This is a genomic window from Candidatus Tenderia electrophaga (assembly GCA_001447805.1).
GTDB classification, from domain to species: Bacteria; Pseudomonadota; Gammaproteobacteria; order Tenderiales; family Tenderiaceae; genus Tenderia; species Tenderia electrophaga.
In genome coordinates, this window is the sequence record CP013099.1 from 2,208,666 (window position 1) to 2,226,583 (window position 17,918).

Sequence of the window (17,918 nt, forward strand, 5' to 3'; positions counted from 1 at the left end):
GCCATTACACTTGCAAGGAGATAACAATCATGAACACAAAAACGGGCCTCTCATTCGCATTGTTGTTGAGTGCCGCGCTCATATTGCCCTTCGCCGCCGTCGCCGGTGACGAAGCCACCAGCAAGATGGCGCGCATCGTGGCGGACATCAATCACAGGCCCAGTGCCACGGATAAGGAAAAGCTGCGCCAGATTGCGGAGAAAGGTTCCCCGGCCCAGCAAGCCATCGCCAACGCGCTGCTCGACATGAATCACAAGGTCAGCCCCAGCGCCAAGGACCGGCTGGGCAAAATCGCGCAGGATAGCTCGGTGCCTGAGGATACCCGCGAGCTCGCCTCGATTGTGAAAGAGTTTCACCATGAAGCCTCTTCGGCAGCGAAGCAAAAACTGCGCGATATGTAAGTTGAAGTGAGCGCTGGGGCCGCCAAACCCGGCAACATCTCTCTCCTGAAGCCTTTGCGCCGCCGAACCCTTCGGCGGCGTTTTTTATTGCGCGGACTGTGTATTGACGCGTTCGCGCAACAACACGGCCACGATCAGGGCGCCGACCAACAATTGCACCCAGATCGTCTCCACCGAGGGATTTAGCCTGAGCAGCTCGACACGCGGCAAGGGGCCGAACCGGTATCCAGCCCGCCTTGCAAAGCGGCGACGCCGTGCCCGGAAAACGCCTGCGCCGGCAAGGCGGGGATGGCGTTGAGCAGACGCTGGCTGAATTCCATCTGCCCGGCATATTCCGCCTGATTGGTCACCTTGTCGGTGGCCACGGTACCAGGGTAATCCACGGCGATATAGTCTAGCGAATGGCGCACAGGACGGGACATCCATCGCCTTGGCCGCCATAACCGACACGCAACCCAACTGACTCCATAGCAGCTGCAGCGCGCGCGTCACCAAGTGGGATGTAGAACGTTTTCATATGACAGATTCGTCATCTTGAAAGCTTAATGCGAATCATTTTCCATTCACTATTAACCCACACATCAATGGGTTTTTACACACGCCGCTGCGCTGCGCCGCGGCACCTGCGTAAGGCGTCGATTTATATTAAAATACGCCCTCTTTTTGAGGCTGGCTTTCGGACCCCATGACCCACAACCCTGCTCAACACATCGTCGTCGGTATGTCCGGGGGTGTGGATTCCTCGGTCACCGCCCTGCTGCTCAAGCGGCAGGGTTACGCCGTCAGCGGTCTATTCATGAAGAATTGGGAGGACCACCCCGACGGCGAATGCCCGGCGCTGCAGGATTCGCGCGACGTCATGGCCGTGTGCGACCAGCTCGACATCGACATGGACGGGGTCAATTTCGCCGCCGAGTACTGGGACCGGGTGTTCGCCTATTTTCTCGAGGAATACCGCGCCGGGCGCACCCCCAACCCGGACGTACTCTGCAACAAAGAGATCAAGTTTAAGGCCTTCCTCGATTACGCCTTGGCCCACGGCGCTGACAAGATCGCCACCGGACACTACGCCCGGATCGAACTGCGCAACGGTTACTACCGCCTGCTGAAGGCCAAAGATCAGAACAAGGATCAGACCTATTTTCTCTACACCCTGGGCCAGGCGCAGCTATCGAAGACCCTCTTCCCGCTGGGTGAGATCACCAAGCCACAGGTGCGCAAGATCGCGGCGGAGCACCAGTTCGTCAATGCACAGAAGAAAGACTCCACCGGCATCTGCTTCATCGGCGAGCGCAAGTTCAAGGAATTTCTGAGTCAGTACCTGCCGGCCCAACCGGGCGAAATGCGCACTCCGGAGGGCGAACTGATCGGCCACCACGACGGCCTGATGTACTACACCTTGGGCCAGCGTCAGGGGCTGGGCATCGGCGGGCGCAGCAATTCCAGCGGCGCGCCCTGGTTCGTGGTGGGCAAGGACCTGGAAGGCAACATCCTGCAGGTGGCTCAGGGCGAACACCCCATGCTCTATAGTGATAGTCTGGAGGCCGCCAAGCTGCACTGGACCACCGGCGTGGCGCCGCACACGCCACTGCGCTGCGCCGCCAAGACCCGTTACCGCCAACCGGACCAGGCCTGCACCCTCACGCGAATCGAGGGCGACCGCTGTTGGGTCGACTTCGACCGGCCGCAGCGGGCCGTGACGCCGGGGCAGTCGGTGGTTTTTTATCAGGGTGACGAATGCTTGGGCGGGGGCGTCATCGAGGCCACGGCCAGCCACACTCAACTCAAACAACACCTGGGATAAGACGAACAGAGATGCAACACAGCTATCGGGAACAGGTCATGGCCTTCGGCGGCATCTGGCAAGCCGTCAAACTGGTGCAACAGGTGGCACGTCAGGGCCATGCCGACACAGAACCCTTCGAGGCGTCACTCAACACATTGTTCGTCACCGACCCAAAGACCACCGAAGAGGTGTACGGCTCGGTCAAGCATCTGGTCCTGGGGCTGGAGACCATCCTCGACCAGTTCGGCGACGCCACCAATCACCGCGACATGGAGCTGACCAAGTACGTCATCGGCCTGATGCACCTGGAGCGCAAACTGGCGCGCGCGCCGGCGTTGGTGGACAAGCTCGGCAGCGGCATCGAACTGGCCACCTCCCAGCTGCAGCACTTCGGCAGCGTCAGCCACGAAAACATCATCGCCAGCCTGGCCGAGACCTACGCCAACACCATCAGCACCCTGGCGCCCAAGATCATCGTCCAGGGCGAACAGGGCCATCTCAGCAACAGCCATAACGCCGCCAAGGTGCGCGCCCTGCTGCTGGCCGGCATCCGCTCCACCGTGCTCTGGCACCAGTGCGGCGGCCGCCGCCTGGGGTTGCTGTTCAACCGCAAAAAAATGCTGAACCAGACTAAAGAACTCTTGAATGAAACCTACTGACACAGGAATGACCATGGAATTATCACAACTCACCGCCCTCTCCCCCATCGACGGCCGCTACGGCGCCAAGACCACCGACCTGCGCCCCATCTTCAGCGAATACGGCCTGATCAAACACCGCGTGCTGGTGGAGGTGCGCTGGCTGCAAATGCTGGCGGCCCAGCCGAATATCGACGAGGTGCCAGATCTGAGTGAGCATGCCACCAAGGTACTCAACGACATTGTCGACAAATTCAGCGTCGAGGACGCCCAGCGCGTCAAGAATATCGAAAAGACCACCAACCACGATGTCAAGGCGGTGGAGTATTTCCTGAAAGAGAAGATCGCCGGCAACGAAGAACTGGAGGCGGTGAGTGAATTTATTCACTTCGCCTGCACCTCGGAAGACATCAACAACCTGGCCTACGGCCTGATGCTGCGCGCCGCGCGCACCCAGTCGCTGCTGCCCATGATGGACGACATGATCAAGGCCGTCTCCGATCTGGCGCACAAGTACGCCGAACAGCCCATGCTGTCACGCACCCACGGCCAGCCCGCCTCGCCCACCACCGTAGGCAAGGAAATGGCCAACGTCGCGTTTCGACTCAAACGTCAGCGCGAACAGGTGGTGATGGTGCCCATGCTGGGCAAGATCAACGGCGCGGTGGGCAACTACAATGCCCATCTGTCGGCCTACCCCGAACTGGACTGGCAGTCCATCGCCGCCAACTTCGTCACCGGTCTGGGCCTGGACTGGAATCCCTACACCACCCAGATCGAACCGCACGACTACATCGCCGAGTTCTTCGACGCGGTGGCGCGTTTCAATACCATCGTCATCGACTTCTGCCGCGATGTCTGGGGCTACATCTCGGTGGGCTATTTCAAGCAGCGCACCGTCGCCGGCGAGGTGGGCTCCTCCACCATGCCGCACAAGGTCAATCCCATCGACTTCGAAAACGCCGAGGGCAACCTCGGCCTGGCCAACGCCCTGTTCGACCATCTGGCGGCCAAACTGCCCGTCTCGCGCTGGCAGCGCGACCTGACCGACTCCACCGTGCTGCGCAACCTGGGCGTGGGCCTGGCCCACGGCGCCATCGCCTACCAATCCTGCCTCAAGGGCATTGCCAAGCTGGAGGCCAACCCGGCACGCCTGGCGGAAGACCTGGACCACGCCTGGGAGGTGCTGGCAGAACCGATTCAGACCGTGATGCGCCGCTACGGCATCGAAAAGCCCTATGAGAAGCTCAAGGAACTGACGCGCGGCAAGGGCATCGACCAGGACAGCCTGAAGAATTTCATCCAAAACCTGGCGATTCCCGAGGCCGAAAAGCAGCGCCTGCTGGGACTGACCCCGGCGAGCTACATCGGCAACGCCGTACAACAGACGCGTAATTGCTAAGCCAAAGTGTGAACCGGATCACAGAAATCCGGCCGCGCATGGTCATAATTGATCCTACGGACGAGTCTTGTGGCGGCACCCCCACATCCACCCCAACGCTCTGGTCGTCGCAAACCGTCCGGAAACACGCCCGAACTGCGGAGGGAGCAGTTCGGGCTTTTTTGTATCCGGTCACAATGCGGCTTAAAATGGGATCAGTGCTTAGCAAGATGGGGAGTACACATGGCGTTACAGCTAGACGACTATATTCTGGGTGAAAGTGACGAGCTGCTCATGCTCGACAGCAGTGAGGACTGCAGTGCCGCCGTACTCGCCCTCACCCAACAGGCGAAACGGTCACTGGATATTTTCAGCCACAGCCTCGACCGCCGCGTATACAACGGCCAAGCCCTCTACAGCGCCGCACTCAAGCTGGCGACTTACAGCCGTTATTCCCAGATCCGCATCATCCTCAAGGACTCCACCGACGCGGTCAAACGCGGCAGTCGTCTGGTGGAGTTGAGTCACCGCCTCAGCAGCCGGGTGTTGATGCGCAAACCGCCGCTGGAATACCGCGATTTTGCCGAGGAGTTCGTCATCGCCGACGACGTCGGACTGCTGCGGCGCAAGCTCGCCACGCGCTATGCAGGCGAATTCAGTTTTTACGAGCCCTTAACATGCCGCCAACTCAAAAAATTCTTCGACGAGTGCTGGGAAAAGAGCGCCCCGGACCCGGACCTGCGCCGCCTACACCTGTGAACCGCCCACTGCCAGGCCCTGGCCATTGGCTCGCGCTGCTGCTCCTGCTGGGACTGGCGCAACATGCCATGGCCGAGGAAACCGTCAAGATCATCGCCCTCGAGCACCGTCTGGCGGCCGAATTGGTGCCGACACTGGAACCCTTCGTGGATGAACAGGGCGTGCTTACCGCCAAGGACAACAAGCTCATTATTCGCAGCAGCCTGCGCAACATCGGCGAGATCCGGGAACTGGCCGAGCAATTGGACCAGCCGCTGCAACGCCTGTTGATCGAGGTGAGACAACCGCTGGCGGGCTCGCGCGCGGCCGAGCGCACCACCGTATCGGGCCAGAGCGAGTCGCCGGAGCAGACGGCCAGAATCGTGATTGAACGCCACCGCAGCGCCGGTCGCGACCAGGCCGCCAGCGGGCAGCGCCTGCAAGTCCTGGACGGTCGCAGCGCCGTGATCAAGAGCGGCCAGCTCGTCCCCATGGCCAAGCGCCAGCTACGCGACGGTCAGGCCGAGACGGTGATCGAACATCAGGACGTCAGCAGCGGGTTTCGCGTCACCCCTCATCTCACCGGTGACGACCGTGTGATGCTCCAGATTGCCCCCTTCAGCGCCACGCTAGACAGTGGTGGGGGCGGCGTCATCAACCGCCAACAGGCCGTCACCACCGTCTCGGGCAAGCTGGGCGAATGGCTGGAGATCGGCGGGATCAGTGACAGCCAACAGGAACAAGAGCAGGAACAGACGCGCGTCTATGCCACGCACCGGCGCGATGAACAACAGCGCCGTATATTGATCAAAGTCACCAGACTGGAGTAAATAACCGCGATGATGGCCATTCTGGAAAATCTTGCCGATATCTCTCTCGAGGCGGCGCCCTGGCTGCTGCTGGGATTCCTGTGCGCCGGTCTGATCAAGGCCTGGTTGCCGGCAGACCTGATCAACCGCTGGCTCGGCGGCGACGGCATCTGGCCGGTGACCAAGGCGGCCTTGATCGGCGCACCCTTGCCGCTGTGCTCCTGCGGCGTGTTGCCCGCCGCCACCAGCCTGCGCCGCAACGGCGCCTCACGCAGTTCCACCGTGTCCTTCCTCATCGCCACGCCGGAGACCGGGGTGGACTCCCTCGCCCTGTCCTACGCCCTGCTGGGGCCGGTGATGGCGCTGATCAGACCGGTGGCGGCCATCGGCAGCGCCATCTTCACCGGTCTGCTGACGCTGGTCTTCGGCGCCGAACGGGCGCGTGCGCAGGTGCCCGCGGACGGCGACATGCTTGCGGTTTTTGAAGAGTCATGCGGCGACAACCAGTGTTCCGATAAACGCTGTACAACCCCGCCGGTCACACGGCAAGGACTGATCTCCCGCACCCTCGATGGCCTACGCTACGGCCTGGTGGACATGGTGGACGACCTGGTGCTGTGGCTGGCCTTCGGCCTGCTGTTGGCGGCGCTGATGCAGACCTTCGCCCCGCCCATGGTACTCGCCGACTGGGGGAGCGGCCTGCCGGCCATGCTGTTGATGCTGCTGGTGGGGATTCCTACCTACATCTGCGCCACCGCCTCCACGCCCATCGCCGCAGCGCTGCTGATCGCCGGCGTCTCGCCGGGCACGGTGCTGGTGTTTCTGCTGGCCGGACCGGCGACCAATATCGCCACCATGGGCGTGATCCATCAGGAAATGGGAACCAAGGTGCTGATCGCCTATCTGACCGGCATCGCTGTCAGCAGCGTCGGTTTCGGTCTGCTCACCGATGCCCTGCTGCAGGCTTACGGCATCGATGTCCATGCCCAGGTCAGCGCCGCCCCTGACTGGCTGCCGGCATGGCTGGTGTATTCGGCGGCTACGGTACTATTATTGGCCGCCGTGGTGTCGCTGGCCAAGAGGCTGCAGCAGCGCCTGCCCTCCGCGGCACGCGAGAACCACAGCCACTAGCCTGCAATTTCACCGGGCGGCTGTGGCGTCGAAGGCTGACACGGATGGAGGACTCTCAAACCCTGTCGAGCGAGCCGGCATCGCCATTCCTGTTCCCACCTTCGGCCTTTCACGAGTGAGGCGGGGCTGCGCACCCGATGAGACAGGCGGGCTAGCGCCCGCGCAGGAACAGCTTGTCCAATTCCCCCATGGACAACTGCACCCAGGTGGGACGGCCGTGATTGCACTGGCCGCTGCGCTCGGTGCGTTCCATGTCGCGCAACAGGGCGTTCATTTCAGGCACCGTGAGCTGGCGGCTGGCGCGCACCGAACCGTGACAGGCCATGGTAGAGAGGATCGCATTACAGCGCTCCTGGATACGATTGCTTTCCCCCGCCACCGCCAGATCCGAGAGCACATCGGTGACCAGGGGCTTGGCGTTGGCCTGTCGCAGTAAGGCCGGCACGGCGCGGATCATCAGGGTCTCGGGGCCGATGCGATCCAATTCAAACCCCAGTCCACGCAGAAACTCGGCATGTTGTTCGGCCAGCTGCGCCTCTTTGGCGCTGACACTCATGGATTCAGGCACCAGCAGCGGCTGGGCACGCACCCCCGCATCGCCCCAGGCCTGCTTCATACGCTCATAGGTAATGCGCTCGTGCGCGGCGTGCATATCCACCAACACCAAGCCCGTGTCGTTCTGGGCCAGAACATAAATCCCGTGCAGCTGCGCCAGCGCAAAGCCAAGCGGTGGAGCCTCGCCAGATTGCGGCGCGGGCCGCTCGGCGACGGCGCTATCGGCCAGGGCGCGCATACCTTCATAGGCCGCCCGGCCCTCCTGCACGCCGAGGGCGAAGCCGTGTTGGCGCGGCGCCGGCGCGCTGCCGAGACGGGGCTGAGCGGGGCCAGGATTGCCGGCGGGGACGGCATACTCCCCCGGCGATTGCGACTGGGGCTGCCCGCCCCCCGGACGCAGGTCGGCCAGGCAGCGGTGCAGGCTGGAAAACAGGAAATCATGCACCATGCGGCTTTCGCGAAAGCGCACTTCGTGTTTGGTGGGATGGACATTGACGTCCACCTCTTCGGCCGGCACTTCCAGATAAAGCACGAAGGCCGGCTGACGGCCGTGGTACATCACATCCTGGTAAGCCTTGCGCACCGCATGAGCGATGACCTTGTCCTTGACCATGCGCGCGTTGACGTAAAAGTACTGCAGATCGGCCTGACTGCGGGAAAAGGTGGGCAGGCCGACCCAGCCCCACAGCCTGAGTCCGCCGCGCTCGACATCGATCTCGGCAGATTGCTCCACAAAAGGTTTGCCGCAGATGGCGCCGATGCGGCGGCGGCGTCCTTCCTGATCACTGGCGGCGCGCCATTGATGCAGCGACTTCTGATCATGCTTGAGGCTGATCGCCACGTCGAAACGGCTTAGGCCGATGCGTCGCACCACGTCCTCCAGATGTTTGAACTCGGTACGCTCGGTGCGCAGGAACTTGCGCCGCGCCGGGGTGTTGAAAAACAGATCGCGGATTTCGATCGTGGTGCCCACCGGATGGGCCGCAGGCTGTGCCTTGGCCTTACCCTCACCGCCACTGACGGCGATCTGCCGGCCCTGTTCTTCATCCCGGTAGCGCGACACCAGGCGCAGCCGCGAGACCGATGCGATACTGGGCAGGGCCTCGCCGCGAAAACCGAGACTGGACACGTGGCTGAGGTCATCGAATTGGCTGATCTTGCTGGTGGCATGACGGCTCAGTGCCAGTACCAGGTCGTCCGGATGTATCCCCGCGCCGTTGTCGCGCACCCGAATCAGGGCGATGCCGCCTTTTTCCACCTCAAGTTCGATATGATCGGCGCCGGCATCCAGGCTGTTTTCAATCAATTCCTTGACCACAGACGAGGGCCGCTCGACCACCTCACCGGCGGCGATCTGGTTGGCGAGATGGGTGGAAAGACGCTGAACTCGTTTCACGGCGGGACCACACTGGCTTGCTCAAATAAGCCTGAGATTATACGGCAAGCGAGTGACGCTTTCAGCGCCCCCACAATTGGCCGCTTAACTGTCGCTGGTGGGAATGTGCAAAACCTGCCCGATACGCAGACTGTCAGACTGGAGCTGATTGGCCAGCCGCAAGGTATCGAGACTGACATGATAGCGTGAGGCGATTTCCGACAGCGTCTCGCCCCGGCGAATCACATGTTCGCGTGCCGCGATGCGCGTGCCGGGCGGAGGGTTGGATATAAAATAGCTGCGAATGCCGGCCATCATGGCGTCGGCCAACTGTTGCTGATAGCGCCATGAACGTAGATTGTGTTCTTCCGTGGGATTGGAGATGAAGGCGGTTTCCACCAAAATCGATGGAATATCAGGGGATTTCAATACCGCAAATCCGGCCTGCTGCACATGACGCTTATGGATTCTGGCAACCCCCTGCAGGCCTTTCAAGATACGGTCGGCCACATCCAGACTGTCTTCGATCGTGGCGCTCTGGGACAGATCCAGCAACACCGAGGCCAGCATATCGTCTTTGTCATCCAGGGTGACGCCACCCACCAGGTCCGAGGCGTTCTCACGATTGGCCAGCAATTTAGCGGCCTCGCTGGTGGCCCCGCTCTGAGAAAGCGCATACACCGATGCCCCCTTGGCGCGCGGATCGGGGAAGGCGTCGGCATGGATGGAAATAAAGATGTCAGCCTTGTGACGGCGCGCCTTCTCCTTGCGATCACCCAGCTTGATAAAGTAGTCACCGTCGCGAATCATCAGCGGGCGCATGCCTTCTTCCCGTTCCACCAGCTTTTCCAGTTTGCGGGCGATGGCCAGCACTACGTCTTTTTCCAGCGTACCCTTGCGGCCTTTGGCGCCCGGGTCGATACCGCCATGACCGGCATCAATGGCGACGATGATGTCGCGGTTTTGCGGCGCCACCACGATTTCCTTTTTGACTTGCGGCGCCGGCGCCACCGGCGCTGGTGTCTTGACCATGCGTTGCGGCACGCCGCCGGCCAGCTCAATCACCAATCGGTATCCCCTCTTACCCGCGGGCGTGAGTAGATACACCTTGCCCGGGGCAACGCGATCCAGCTCAAACACCAAGCGCAGGTCGGTGCCTTTGCGCACGCCGTTGCGCAGCTTGGTAATGGCGCTGCCGTTGAAATCGAGACTGGGTGTATGGCCCTTGCCGACCACATCGAGCAGGTCGACCACGAAGCGATCAGGACGGGAAAGCGTGAAATATTTGTACTTGACCGGACCGTTGAGATCGACCACGACCTTGCTGTGATCGTCGTAATGGCCGACGCGCAAACTGCTGAAATCCAGCGTTCTTGCCGCCCAACTCGCAGTGGTCGGCAGCAGGCAGAGTATTAGCAGATAGATTAGACGCCGCATGACTCCAACCCCTTTGTTGTTATTCCTCGAGGCACGGGATGACCCCTTAAAATAATACTTTAGCTTTTTCTCATATTTTCCAGAAAGATACAAGACTTTCCTAGAAAAAAGACAAATTACGGATGCTTCACCCTTGTTTCTTCGTCTGTACCCGCCATAACTTTAGCCCATAGTGTGGGACAGTTGCGCGAGCGTTGCCTTGAACCGCATCCCGGCATCGCTTATCGGCGTCAGGCTCACCGCCCTGCCCTGACCCGAATACTGGATCTCCACCACCAGATCAGCAGCCGGCAGTACGCCCGCCCCCTTTTGCGGCCATTCCACCAGCAGAATCACGTCCTGATCCAACCAGTCGCGCAGCCCCAGAAATTCCAGCTCTTCGGGGTCGGCCAGACGATATAAGTCCAGGTGATAGACCTGGCATTGCGGCAGGTCATAGGGTTCGACCAAGGTGTAGGTCGGACTGCGCACCGCGCCCTTATGGCCGAGGGCCTGCAAAAAGCCGCGCGCCAGGGTGGACTTACCGGCCCCCAACTCGCCGCGCAGATAGATCACGCAGCGTGGCGGGCAGGTGTGCGCCAGCTGCGCCCCCAACGCGCGCATCGCGGCATCGGTTTCGATGTTCAACATTGTCAGCTTAGGCGCTGGCCAGCCACTTGCAATCGTATTCGGCGATTTGCTGGCGGATATGGTCGACGGCGGAATGGGTCAACACGCTGCGGGTTTCGTCACGCAACTCGCCGCCTAGTTTTTGCGCCAGCTGCTGCGCAACGATCAGCATGGTGTCGAAGGCAGCCAGGCCGCTGGCGGTGTCGTTGGGCATTTGAATAAACAGACTGACACCGGGGGTGGAGAGCTGCTCCAGGTCATCGAGATCGAAGACACCGGGCTTGACCATGTTCACCAGACCGAACAGCGGTGCGTCATTCTCAATATATTGGAAGATCTGCATATCCGGACCATAGCGCAGGCCGCTGCGCTCGATCATCTCGATCAGGGCCGGACCGATGAAGTGTTGTCCCGGCGGCGCCATGACATTGAGGATAATCACCTTGTCAGGCGCCTCGTGCTTGTGGCCCTTCTTTTCTGGGGGGGCTTGCGCCGCCGGCGACTCGGCCTCCTGATGATTGCCGCGCAATTTGCCCAGCACGGAACGCACCCGTTTGGTGACGGGTGCCGCCGCCGTTTTACGTTCGTGTGCGCGGGCATCGTCAGCGTCCACTTTGATTCGGAATGGCTCCGCGCCCGCGTCTTCATCAACCAGGGGGGCATCAACAGTGCGCGGGGGCGGGGATTCGCCTTCCAGGTCGTGCGCATCCGCGGCGCTGTTTGCGACCGGGTGCGGGGCCGACGGCGGTTCGTCGGCGGCGCCCTCCCGCCCTGGTCCGGCCTTGGAAAACAACACACTGTGATCGATATCATCCCAACTGCGGCGCCGCTGGGTCTTACTGCGCATCCTGGCCACCCCGGCCAGAATCATGATGACGCCGATGACAACCAGAACTATGAGTAGCGAATCCATTGGTCTATTTCCGTGAACTCCTATGCGTGAGTGGCTGTTGCTAACCCACCATGCGGACGGCTTCGTCCACATCCACCGCCACCATGCGCGACACGCCGGGTTCGTGCATGGTGACACCGGCGAGATGATCCGACATCTCCATGGTGGTCTTGTTGTGGGTAATAAAAATGAACTGCACCTTCTCGGACATTTCTTTGACCATGGTGCAGAAGCGGCCCACATTGGCCTCGTCCAGCGGCGCGTCGACCTCGTCCAGCATACAAAACGGCGCCGGATTGAGCTGGAAGATGGAGAACACCAAGGCCACGGCGGTAAGGGCCTTTTCACCCCCCGATAACAAATGAATACTGGAATTGCGCTTGCCCGGCGGCCGCGCCATCACCGCCACGCCGGTATCGAGCAGGTCTTCGCCGGTGAGTTCCAGATAGGCATGACCACCCCCGAACAGGCGCGGGAACAGCTCTTTGACGCCGTCGTTGACCTTGTCGAAGGTATCCTTGAAGCGGGTGCGCGTCTCCTTGTCGATCTTGCGGATGGCGTTCTCCAGGGTGGTCAGGGCGTCGATCAGGTCGGCGTTCTGTTTGTCCAGATAATTCTTGCGTTCGGATTGTTCCTCGAACTCCTCGATGGCGGCCAGGTTGATGGCGCCAAGGCGCTGGATACGCTGGCCGATCTCATTGACCTGTTCCTGCCACTGGGCCTCCTGGGCCGCGTCGGGCAGCCCTTGTCTGACCTCGTCCATGACGAAGCCGGTTTCGGCGAATTGTTCCTGCACGGTCTGGCAGCGGACGCGGTATTCCTGACTCGCCATGCGGAGCTTTTCCAGCTGGGAACGGATCTCCTGGGAACGCTGTTCGGCCTGGTTGCGTTCGTCGGCCAGCTCGCGCATGGTGTGGTCGATCTCTTCCATGGCGCGGCGCGCCTGTTGCAACTCCTCTTCCACACCGAGGCGCTTGGCCAGTTTTTCCTCCAATTCCTGTGTCATGTCGGCCACCGGGTCGCCCTCGCTCCGCAGCTGGGCCTGCAGCTCTTCGCGGCGCCGTTCCAGGTGACTCAACTGGCCCTGCATACGCTCCAAGCGCTGCTGGGTACCTTCCAGCTGGGCGCGCAGCGATTGCAGCTTGAGGGCAAGCTCATGGGCACGGTCCCGGTCTGCGCGCGCCTGCTGGCGACTCTGCTCCAGGCGTTGACGCAATGCATCGCGTCGCTGCTGCAACTCATGCCGGGTCTGTTCGAAGTTCTCGGTCTTGGCTAGGATCTCATCCAGGCGGGCGCGCGCTTCTGCCAGAGACGCCTCCATGTCCTGACGCTGCTGGCGCAGGTCGACGATGTCGCCTTCCAGGCGCTGCTTACGGCTATGGAATTGTTGCATGCGCTCCTGGCGCGCGCTCAACTGGGACTCGATGCCGGATTTAGACTGGGTCACCTGTCTGAGCGTACCCTGCAGTTCTTCCTGAGCGCGCTCCAGCGCCTGCTGGCGCGTACGACTCTGCTGCAGCTTGGCCTGCAGCTCATCCACCCGCTCAGCAGTTTCCTCAATCTCGCTTTGCAGCGATTTCAGTTCCTGTTCGCGCTGCAGCACACCGGCCTTTTCATCTACGCCGCGTGACACGCGCAGCCAGTCGCGGCCCAGCCAGACACCGTCGCGGGTGACGATGGATTCCGACGCTTTGATCTGTGAGCGCAGCGCCAAGGCCTGTTCCAGGGTCTCGGCGGCATACACCCCACTCAGCAGGGAGGCCATGGAATAAGCACAGCGGACCTTGTCGAGCAGAGGCGTGCCGGCGCCACCGGTCTCCACTTGACCCGCATCCATGCCTGTATCGAACAGGGACAAGGCCCCCTTGTCCAGATCGCTCAGGGCGTCAGCGACGGCCTCCATGCCCTCGACACAGACCGATTCCAGGTGCAGGCCAAGGGCCGTCTCAACCGCCTTTTCCCAGCCCGACTCGACGTCGATGTTCTGCGCCAGACGCGCGGCGTCGTCCAGCCCTTTGCGCTTGAGCCAGTCGTTGAGCGTGTGATCGTCCTTGCCCAGCGCCTGCTGTTGCAGGGCCTCCAGCGAGGCGCGCCGTCCCTGCATGCTCTGCAGCCGGCCGCGCTCGGCGTCCAGCTCGCCGCTCAGGGCCTGGGTGTGTTCGCGCTCATAGCGGATCTGTTCGGCCTGTTGTTCCGACTCGTGGTGCAGCTGGCCCAGCTGTTCCTCCGACTGCTCGCGCGCTTGGCTCAGCTCCGCGATCTCGCCTTCCAGACTGCCCGGCGACAACAGTCCCAGCTCGTCCTCCATGCGCTGCATGCGCTGATTGACTTGCGCCAGGCTCTGCTCCTGATGCTGGATGCGGGTCTTCTCCACCTCGGCGCTGCGGATGTGTTCGGACGAGGTCTGGTTGAATTCGTCCCATTGCTGCTGCCAGGTTTGCATCTCCTCTTCCGCGCCATCGCGCACCAAGGCGGATTCGCTTTCTTTTTCGCGCGCGACCAGGGATTCCTCTTCCAGTGACTCGAGGGACATTTTCAACTCATCAATGGCGTCACGGTCATTGCTGAGATGTTCAGTGGCTTCGCGCCAGGCCTCTTCCACCTCGCCCATCTCACGTTCCTGTTGCTGGCGTGTGTCACGGACGTGCTGGATGGTCTGTTCCAGGCGCGCGATCTCGGAGCCGATGGCATAGTAACGCCCTTGCACCTCGTTGAATCTTTCGTTGCTCTCCACCTGGTGCTCACGCTGGCTCTCGATGGCCGCCTCCAGCCCGCGCTGTTCGGCCACCTGGCCTTCCAGGGCGGTCTCCTGGGCCTGGATCTGCTTATCACGCTCCTTGACGGTGGCCTCCAGGTTGGCGAATTTGAGCGCCAACAGCTCGGCCTTGAGTTTGCGCTCATCCTCTTTATAGGCCTTGTATTTTTCCGCTGTCTTGGCCTGACGCTGCAAGGTGGCGAGGCGTTTCTCCAATTCCTCACGCAGGTCGTCGATGCGCTCCAGGTTCTCGCGCGTATGCTTGATGCGGTTTTCCGTTTCGCGGCGCCGCTCCTTATATCTGGAGATACCGGCCGCCTCTTCGATGAAGACGCGCAAGTCCTCCGGCTTGGCCTCGATCAGGCGCGAAATGGTGCCCTGCTCAATGATGGCGTAGCTGCGCGGCCCCAGGCCGGTGCCAAGAAAGATGTCGGTGATGTCGCGCCGGCGGCACTTGGTGCTGTTGAGGTAATAATTGGACTGGCCGTCGCGGGTCACCTGACGTTTGATGGAAATCTCGTTGTACTGGGCGTATTCGCCGCCCAGGCGCCCCTCGGTGTTGTCGAACACCAGCTCCACCGAGGCCTGCCCCACCGGCTTGCGTGCGGTGGAGCCGTTGAAGATGACGTCCGACATGGAATCGCCGCGCAGATTCTTGGCCGAACTTTCGCCCATTACCCAGCGTACGGCATCGATGGTGTTGGACTTGCCGCAGCCATTGGGACCGACGATGCCGACCATGTTGCTGGGCAGGGGGATGGTGGTGGGATCGACAAAGGATTTGAAACCGGCCAGCTTGATCTTCTTCAGACGCATTCGTGAGTAACCTTCAGATGTATCCGGGAACGCTTTCGCGTTAAAATATTGCCCGATCATACCAGACCTGCCGAGTGACGCTAGGCTGGTATTTTTTATTCCCGCCACCGGGATCAGAGATATTCGTTAACTGTTTGAGTCTTTTAAAAATTATGTCGACACAGCCCACCAAAGAACTGGAAACTTTCGCCAACCCCATGCCGCAGCGGGATTATACCATCCGTATCGACGTGCCCGAATTCACCTGCCTCTGCCCCAAGACCGGCCAGCCCGATTTCGCCACGTTCAAGATTGAGTATGTGCCCGAGCAAAAATGTGTCGAACTGAAGGCGCTCAAACTCTATATGTGGTCCTTCCGCGACGCGGGTGCCTTCCATGAGAAGGTCACCAACGATATCCTCGCCGATCTGGTGGCGGCCACCGCGCCGCGCTTCATGCGCATCACCGGGGTCTTCAATGTGCGCGGCGGGATTTACACCACCGTCATCGCCGAGCACCGCGCGCCCAACTGGACGCCGCCCACACCGGTCAGCCTACCCTGATCCACGTGTCCCGTCCGCTATTCATCGGCCTCGACCTGGGCACGTCGGGCTGCCGTGCCATGGCCATCGACGCCGACGGCCGCTTGCAGGCCCAGGCGGCCATCGCCCTGCCGGCACCGCTCCGGCAGGGCGCCCGGGCGGAGCAGGCGCCCGAACTGTGGTGGCGCGGGGTGGCCGACTGCCTCGCCGCCCTGCTGCCGCAGATCAGCGCCAAAGCGGTGCGGGCCATCGCCGTGGACGGTACCTCCGGCACCCTGCTGCTGGTCGACACGGACGGCGAACCACTGGGCCCGGCGCTGATGTACAACGATGGCCGCAGTCAAGCCGAGGCGCAGCGCATCGCCGCGGTCGCACCGCGGGAATCGGCCGCCCACGGTGCCAGCGCGGCCCTGGCCAAGCTGCTGCATCTCAAACCGGGCGCCGCGGCGCGCTATGCAGTGCACCAGGCCGACTGGGTCGTCGGCAGGCTGACCGGACACTGGGGCGTCAGCGATGAGAATAACTGTTTGAAACTGGGCTTTGATGCCATCCGCAAGCAATGGCCGGATTGGCTGGACGCCTTGGGCATCGATCGCCGGCTGTTACCCAAGGTGCTGTTCCCGGGCACCCCGGTCGCGTCCATCAAGCCAACCCTGGCCGCCGAGCTCGGCCTGCCGCCCGAGACACTGATCGTCGCCGGCACCACCGACAGCACCGCCGCCTTCATAGCGACCGGCGCCAGCCGGATCGGCGAGGCGGTCACCTCGCTCGGCTCATCCCTGGTGATGAAAGTCATCGCCGACCGGCCAATCTTTTCGCCCGACCACGGCGTCTACTCACAACCGCTGGGCGAGCGCTGGCTGGTGGGCGGCGGCTCCAACAGCGGCGGCGCCGTGCTGCTGCACTTTTTCAACCGGCAGCAACTGGACGCCATGACGCCGGCATTAAACCCGGAGCGACCGACCGGCCTGGATTACTATCCCCTGTTGACACCGGGCGAACGGTTCCCGATCGCCGATGCCCGACTTCAAGCGCGTCTCACCCCCCGCCCCGAGGACGACGTCACCTTCTTCCAAGCCATGCTGGAAGGCATGGCGCGCATCGAACAACAAGGCTACCAACTATTGGCGGAATTGGGCGCGCCCTATCCCGTCTCGGTGCGCAGCGCCGGCGGCGGCAGCCGCAATCCGGCCTGGACGACTATCCGTCAACACCTGCTCGGCGTGCCGCTGCTCGAGGCGGAACAACAAGAAGCCGCCTACGGCAGCGCCCTGCTGGCGCGCCAAGGTTTTTTATCCCAAGGAATTGATGTCTTATGAATCCCTTCATCGGTCCCCTGTACGCCATCAAAGGCTTTAATCTCATCCGCCGACCCGGCCTGCGTCGCTATGTGCTCATCCCACTGTTGGTGAACATTGTGCTGTTCAGCGCTGCCATCTGGCTTGTTGCCAGCCAGTTCGATGCCTGGATGGCGCAATTGCTGCCGCAAGGCTATGAGTGGCTGGAGTGGCTGCTCTGGCCGCTGTTGGCTGCCGCCATGCTGTTGCTGATGTTCTATAGCTTTACCCTGGTGGCCAACCTCATCTGCGCGCCTTTCAATGACCTGTTAGCGGAACAGGTGGAACGGGAACTCACCGGTAGGGTTCAAGGCGAGGAGACCAGCCTGATGCAGGCGCTCAGGGACAGCCCCAAGACGCTCTGGAACGAGCTGGGCAAACTGAGCTATTTTCTGGTGCGCGCCATTCCCCTGCTGATCCTGTTTCTGATTCCCGGTCTCAACCTGTTGGCGCCTTTTTTGTGGATCGCCTTCAGCGCCTCGCTGCTGGCCAAGGAATATTTCGACTACCCCATGGCCAATCACGGTTACAGTTTCGAACAGCAACGCGAGATTCTCAAACAGCACCGTATCGGCAGCCTCAGCTTTGGCGCCAGCGTCATGGTGCTCACTATGATCCCGGTGGTGAACTTCATGGTCATGCCGCTGGCGGTGGCCGGCGCCACCGCCCTCTATCTGGAGCGCATCCAGAAATAAACAATGATATATATAGAATGAAGTGGTATAATTCGCGCCCTG

General features: G+C 61.6%; 16 protein-coding genes. 10 read left to right on the plus strand and 6 right to left on the minus strand.

All coding sequences use genetic code 11. The features are described from left to right. Window positions 1–29 precede the first annotated feature (29 nt). On the plus strand, window positions 30–401 hold the full coding sequence (locus Tel_10180; GenBank protein ALP53482.1) for a hypothetical protein: 372 nt from the start codon (window positions 30–32) through the stop codon (window positions 399–401). Between the two features lie 182 nt (window positions 402–583). Here Tel_10180 and Tel_10185 read toward each other — a convergent pair whose 3' ends face one another. Continuing rightward, window positions 584–823, minus strand: coding sequence for a hypothetical protein (locus tag Tel_10185; GenBank protein ALP53483.1), 240 nt, complete (start codon window positions 821–823; stop codon window positions 584–586). Between the two features lie 263 nt (window positions 824–1,086). On the opposite strand from Tel_10185, the gene Tel_10190 reads away from it, so the two are divergent. From Tel_10190 to Tel_10215, 6 genes are all read left to right on the plus strand, one after another. After that, on the plus strand, window positions 1,087–2,205 hold the full coding sequence (locus Tel_10190; GenBank protein ALP53484.1) for a tRNA-specific 2-thiouridylase: 1,119 nt from the start codon (window positions 1,087–1,089) through the stop codon (window positions 2,203–2,205). A gap of 11 nt (window positions 2,206–2,216) precedes the next feature. Then, window positions 2,217–2,846, plus strand: coding sequence for a hypothetical protein (locus Tel_10195; GenBank protein ID ALP53485.1), 630 nt, complete (start codon window positions 2,217–2,219; stop codon window positions 2,844–2,846). 13 nt (window positions 2,847–2,859) lie between these two features. Continuing rightward, the gene (locus Tel_10200) at window positions 2,860–4,227 is read left to right on the plus strand and encodes an adenylosuccinate lyase (GenBank protein ID ALP54824.1); all 1,368 of its coding nucleotides are present in this window, start codon (window positions 2,860–2,862) and stop codon (window positions 4,225–4,227) included. Window positions 4,228–4,449: 222 nt separating this feature from the next. Next, the gene (locus Tel_10205; GenBank protein ID ALP53486.1) at window positions 4,450–4,965 is read left to right on the plus strand and encodes a hypothetical protein; all 516 of its coding nucleotides are present in this window, start codon (window positions 4,450–4,452) and stop codon (window positions 4,963–4,965) included. After that, complete coding sequence (locus tag Tel_10210) at window positions 4,962–5,774, plus strand: hypothetical protein (protein ALP53487.1); 813 nt, start codon at window positions 4,962–4,964, stop codon at window positions 5,772–5,774. The genes Tel_10205 and Tel_10210 overlap by 4 nt, the downstream gene beginning before the upstream one ends. Before the next feature lie 12 nt (window positions 5,775–5,786). Next, entirely contained in the window at window positions 5,787–6,884 is a 1,098-nt protein-coding gene (locus tag Tel_10215) for a permease (GenBank protein ALP54825.1), read from the plus strand. Window positions 6,885–7,035: 151 nt separating this feature from the next. Here the strand turns inward: Tel_10215 and mutL are convergent, their stop codons facing one another. The 5 genes from mutL to Tel_10240 all read right to left on the minus strand — a co-directional run bounded on the left by mutL (window position 7,036) and on the right by Tel_10240 (window position 15,323). Beyond that, window positions 7,036–8,835, minus strand: coding sequence for a DNA mismatch repair protein MutL (mutL, locus tag Tel_10220; GenBank protein ALP53488.1), 1,800 nt, complete (start codon window positions 8,833–8,835; stop codon window positions 7,036–7,038). Window positions 8,836–8,919: 84 nt separating this feature from the next. After that, on the minus strand, window positions 8,920–10,251 hold the full coding sequence (locus Tel_10225) for a hypothetical protein (protein ID ALP53489.1): 1,332 nt from the start codon (window positions 10,249–10,251) through the stop codon (window positions 8,920–8,922). Between the two features lie 162 nt (window positions 10,252–10,413). Next, window positions 10,414–10,881: a tRNA threonylcarbamoyladenosine biosynthesis protein TsaE gene (locus Tel_10230; protein ALP53490.1), complete on the minus strand. Its 468-nt coding sequence runs from the start codon at window positions 10,879–10,881 to the stop codon at window positions 10,414–10,416. A 7-nt stretch (window positions 10,882–10,888) separates the two neighbouring features. Next, window positions 10,889–11,773, minus strand: coding sequence for a hypothetical protein (locus Tel_10235; protein ID ALP53491.1), 885 nt, complete (start codon window positions 11,771–11,773; stop codon window positions 10,889–10,891). 40 nt (window positions 11,774–11,813) lie between these two features. Further along, window positions 11,814–15,323 (minus strand): chromosome segregation protein SMC, encoded by a 3,510-nt coding sequence (locus Tel_10240; GenBank protein ID ALP53492.1) that lies wholly within the window; start codon window positions 15,321–15,323, stop codon window positions 11,814–11,816. A gap of 152 nt (window positions 15,324–15,475) precedes the next feature. Between Tel_10240 and Tel_10245 the strand changes: the two genes are divergently transcribed. Genes Tel_10245 through Tel_10255 form a run of 3 tightly spaced genes read left to right on the plus strand, consistent with a single transcriptional unit; the run spans window position 15,476 to window position 17,876 of the window. Beyond that, complete coding sequence (locus Tel_10245; protein ALP53493.1) at window positions 15,476–15,865, plus strand: 7-cyano-7-deazaguanine reductase; 390 nt, start codon at window positions 15,476–15,478, stop codon at window positions 15,863–15,865. A gap of 59 nt (window positions 15,866–15,924) precedes the next feature. Beyond that, a complete protein-coding gene (locus Tel_10250; GenBank protein ID ALP54826.1) occupies window positions 15,925–17,163 on the plus strand; it encodes a carbohydrate kinase in 1,239 nt (412 codons plus the stop codon). Then, window positions 17,160–17,876, plus strand: coding sequence for a sulfate transporter (locus Tel_10255; protein ID ALP53494.1), 717 nt, complete (start codon window positions 17,160–17,162; stop codon window positions 17,874–17,876). The genes Tel_10250 and Tel_10255 overlap by 4 nt, the downstream gene beginning before the upstream one ends. Window positions 17,877–17,918 lie beyond the last annotated feature (42 nt).

Coding starts and splice junctions, on each gene's coding strand:
- Tel_10255 (ALP53494.1), top strand. CDS start 17,160: ATGAATCCCTTCATCGGTCCCCTGTACGCCATCAAAGGCTTTAATCTC.
- Tel_10250 (ALP54826.1), top strand. CDS start 15,925: ATGGCCATCGACGCCGACGGCCGCTTGCAGGCCCAGGCGGCCATCGCC.
- Tel_10185 (ALP53483.1), bottom strand. CDS start 823: ATGTCCCGTCCTGTGCGCCATTCGCTAGACTATATCGCCGTGGATTAC.
- Tel_10200 (ALP54824.1), top strand. CDS start 2,860: ATGGAATTATCACAACTCACCGCCCTCTCCCCCATCGACGGCCGCTAC.
- Tel_10190 (ALP53484.1), top strand. CDS start 1,087: ATGACCCACAACCCTGCTCAACACATCGTCGTCGGTATGTCCGGGGGT.
- Tel_10230 (ALP53490.1), bottom strand. CDS start 10,881: ATGTTGAACATCGAAACCGATGCCGCGATGCGCGCGTTGGGGGCGCAG.
- Tel_10240 (ALP53492.1), bottom strand. CDS start 15,323: ATGCGTCTGAAGAAGATCAAGCTGGCCGGTTTCAAATCCTTTGTCGAT.
- Tel_10205 (ALP53486.1), top strand. CDS start 4,450: ATGGCGTTACAGCTAGACGACTATATTCTGGGTGAAAGTGACGAGCTG.
- Tel_10235 (ALP53491.1), bottom strand. CDS start 11,773: ATGGATTCGCTACTCATAGTTCTGGTTGTCATCGGCGTCATCATGATT.
- Tel_10195 (ALP53485.1), top strand. CDS start 2,217: ATGCAACACAGCTATCGGGAACAGGTCATGGCCTTCGGCGGCATCTGG.
- Tel_10245 (ALP53493.1), top strand. CDS start 15,476: ATGTCGACACAGCCCACCAAAGAACTGGAAACTTTCGCCAACCCCATG.
- Tel_10225 (ALP53489.1), bottom strand. CDS start 10,251: ATGCGGCGTCTAATCTATCTGCTAATACTCTGCCTGCTGCCGACCACT.
- Tel_10180 (ALP53482.1), top strand. CDS start 30: ATGAACACAAAAACGGGCCTCTCATTCGCATTGTTGTTGAGTGCCGCG.
- Tel_10215 (ALP54825.1), top strand. CDS start 5,787: ATGGCCATTCTGGAAAATCTTGCCGATATCTCTCTCGAGGCGGCGCCC.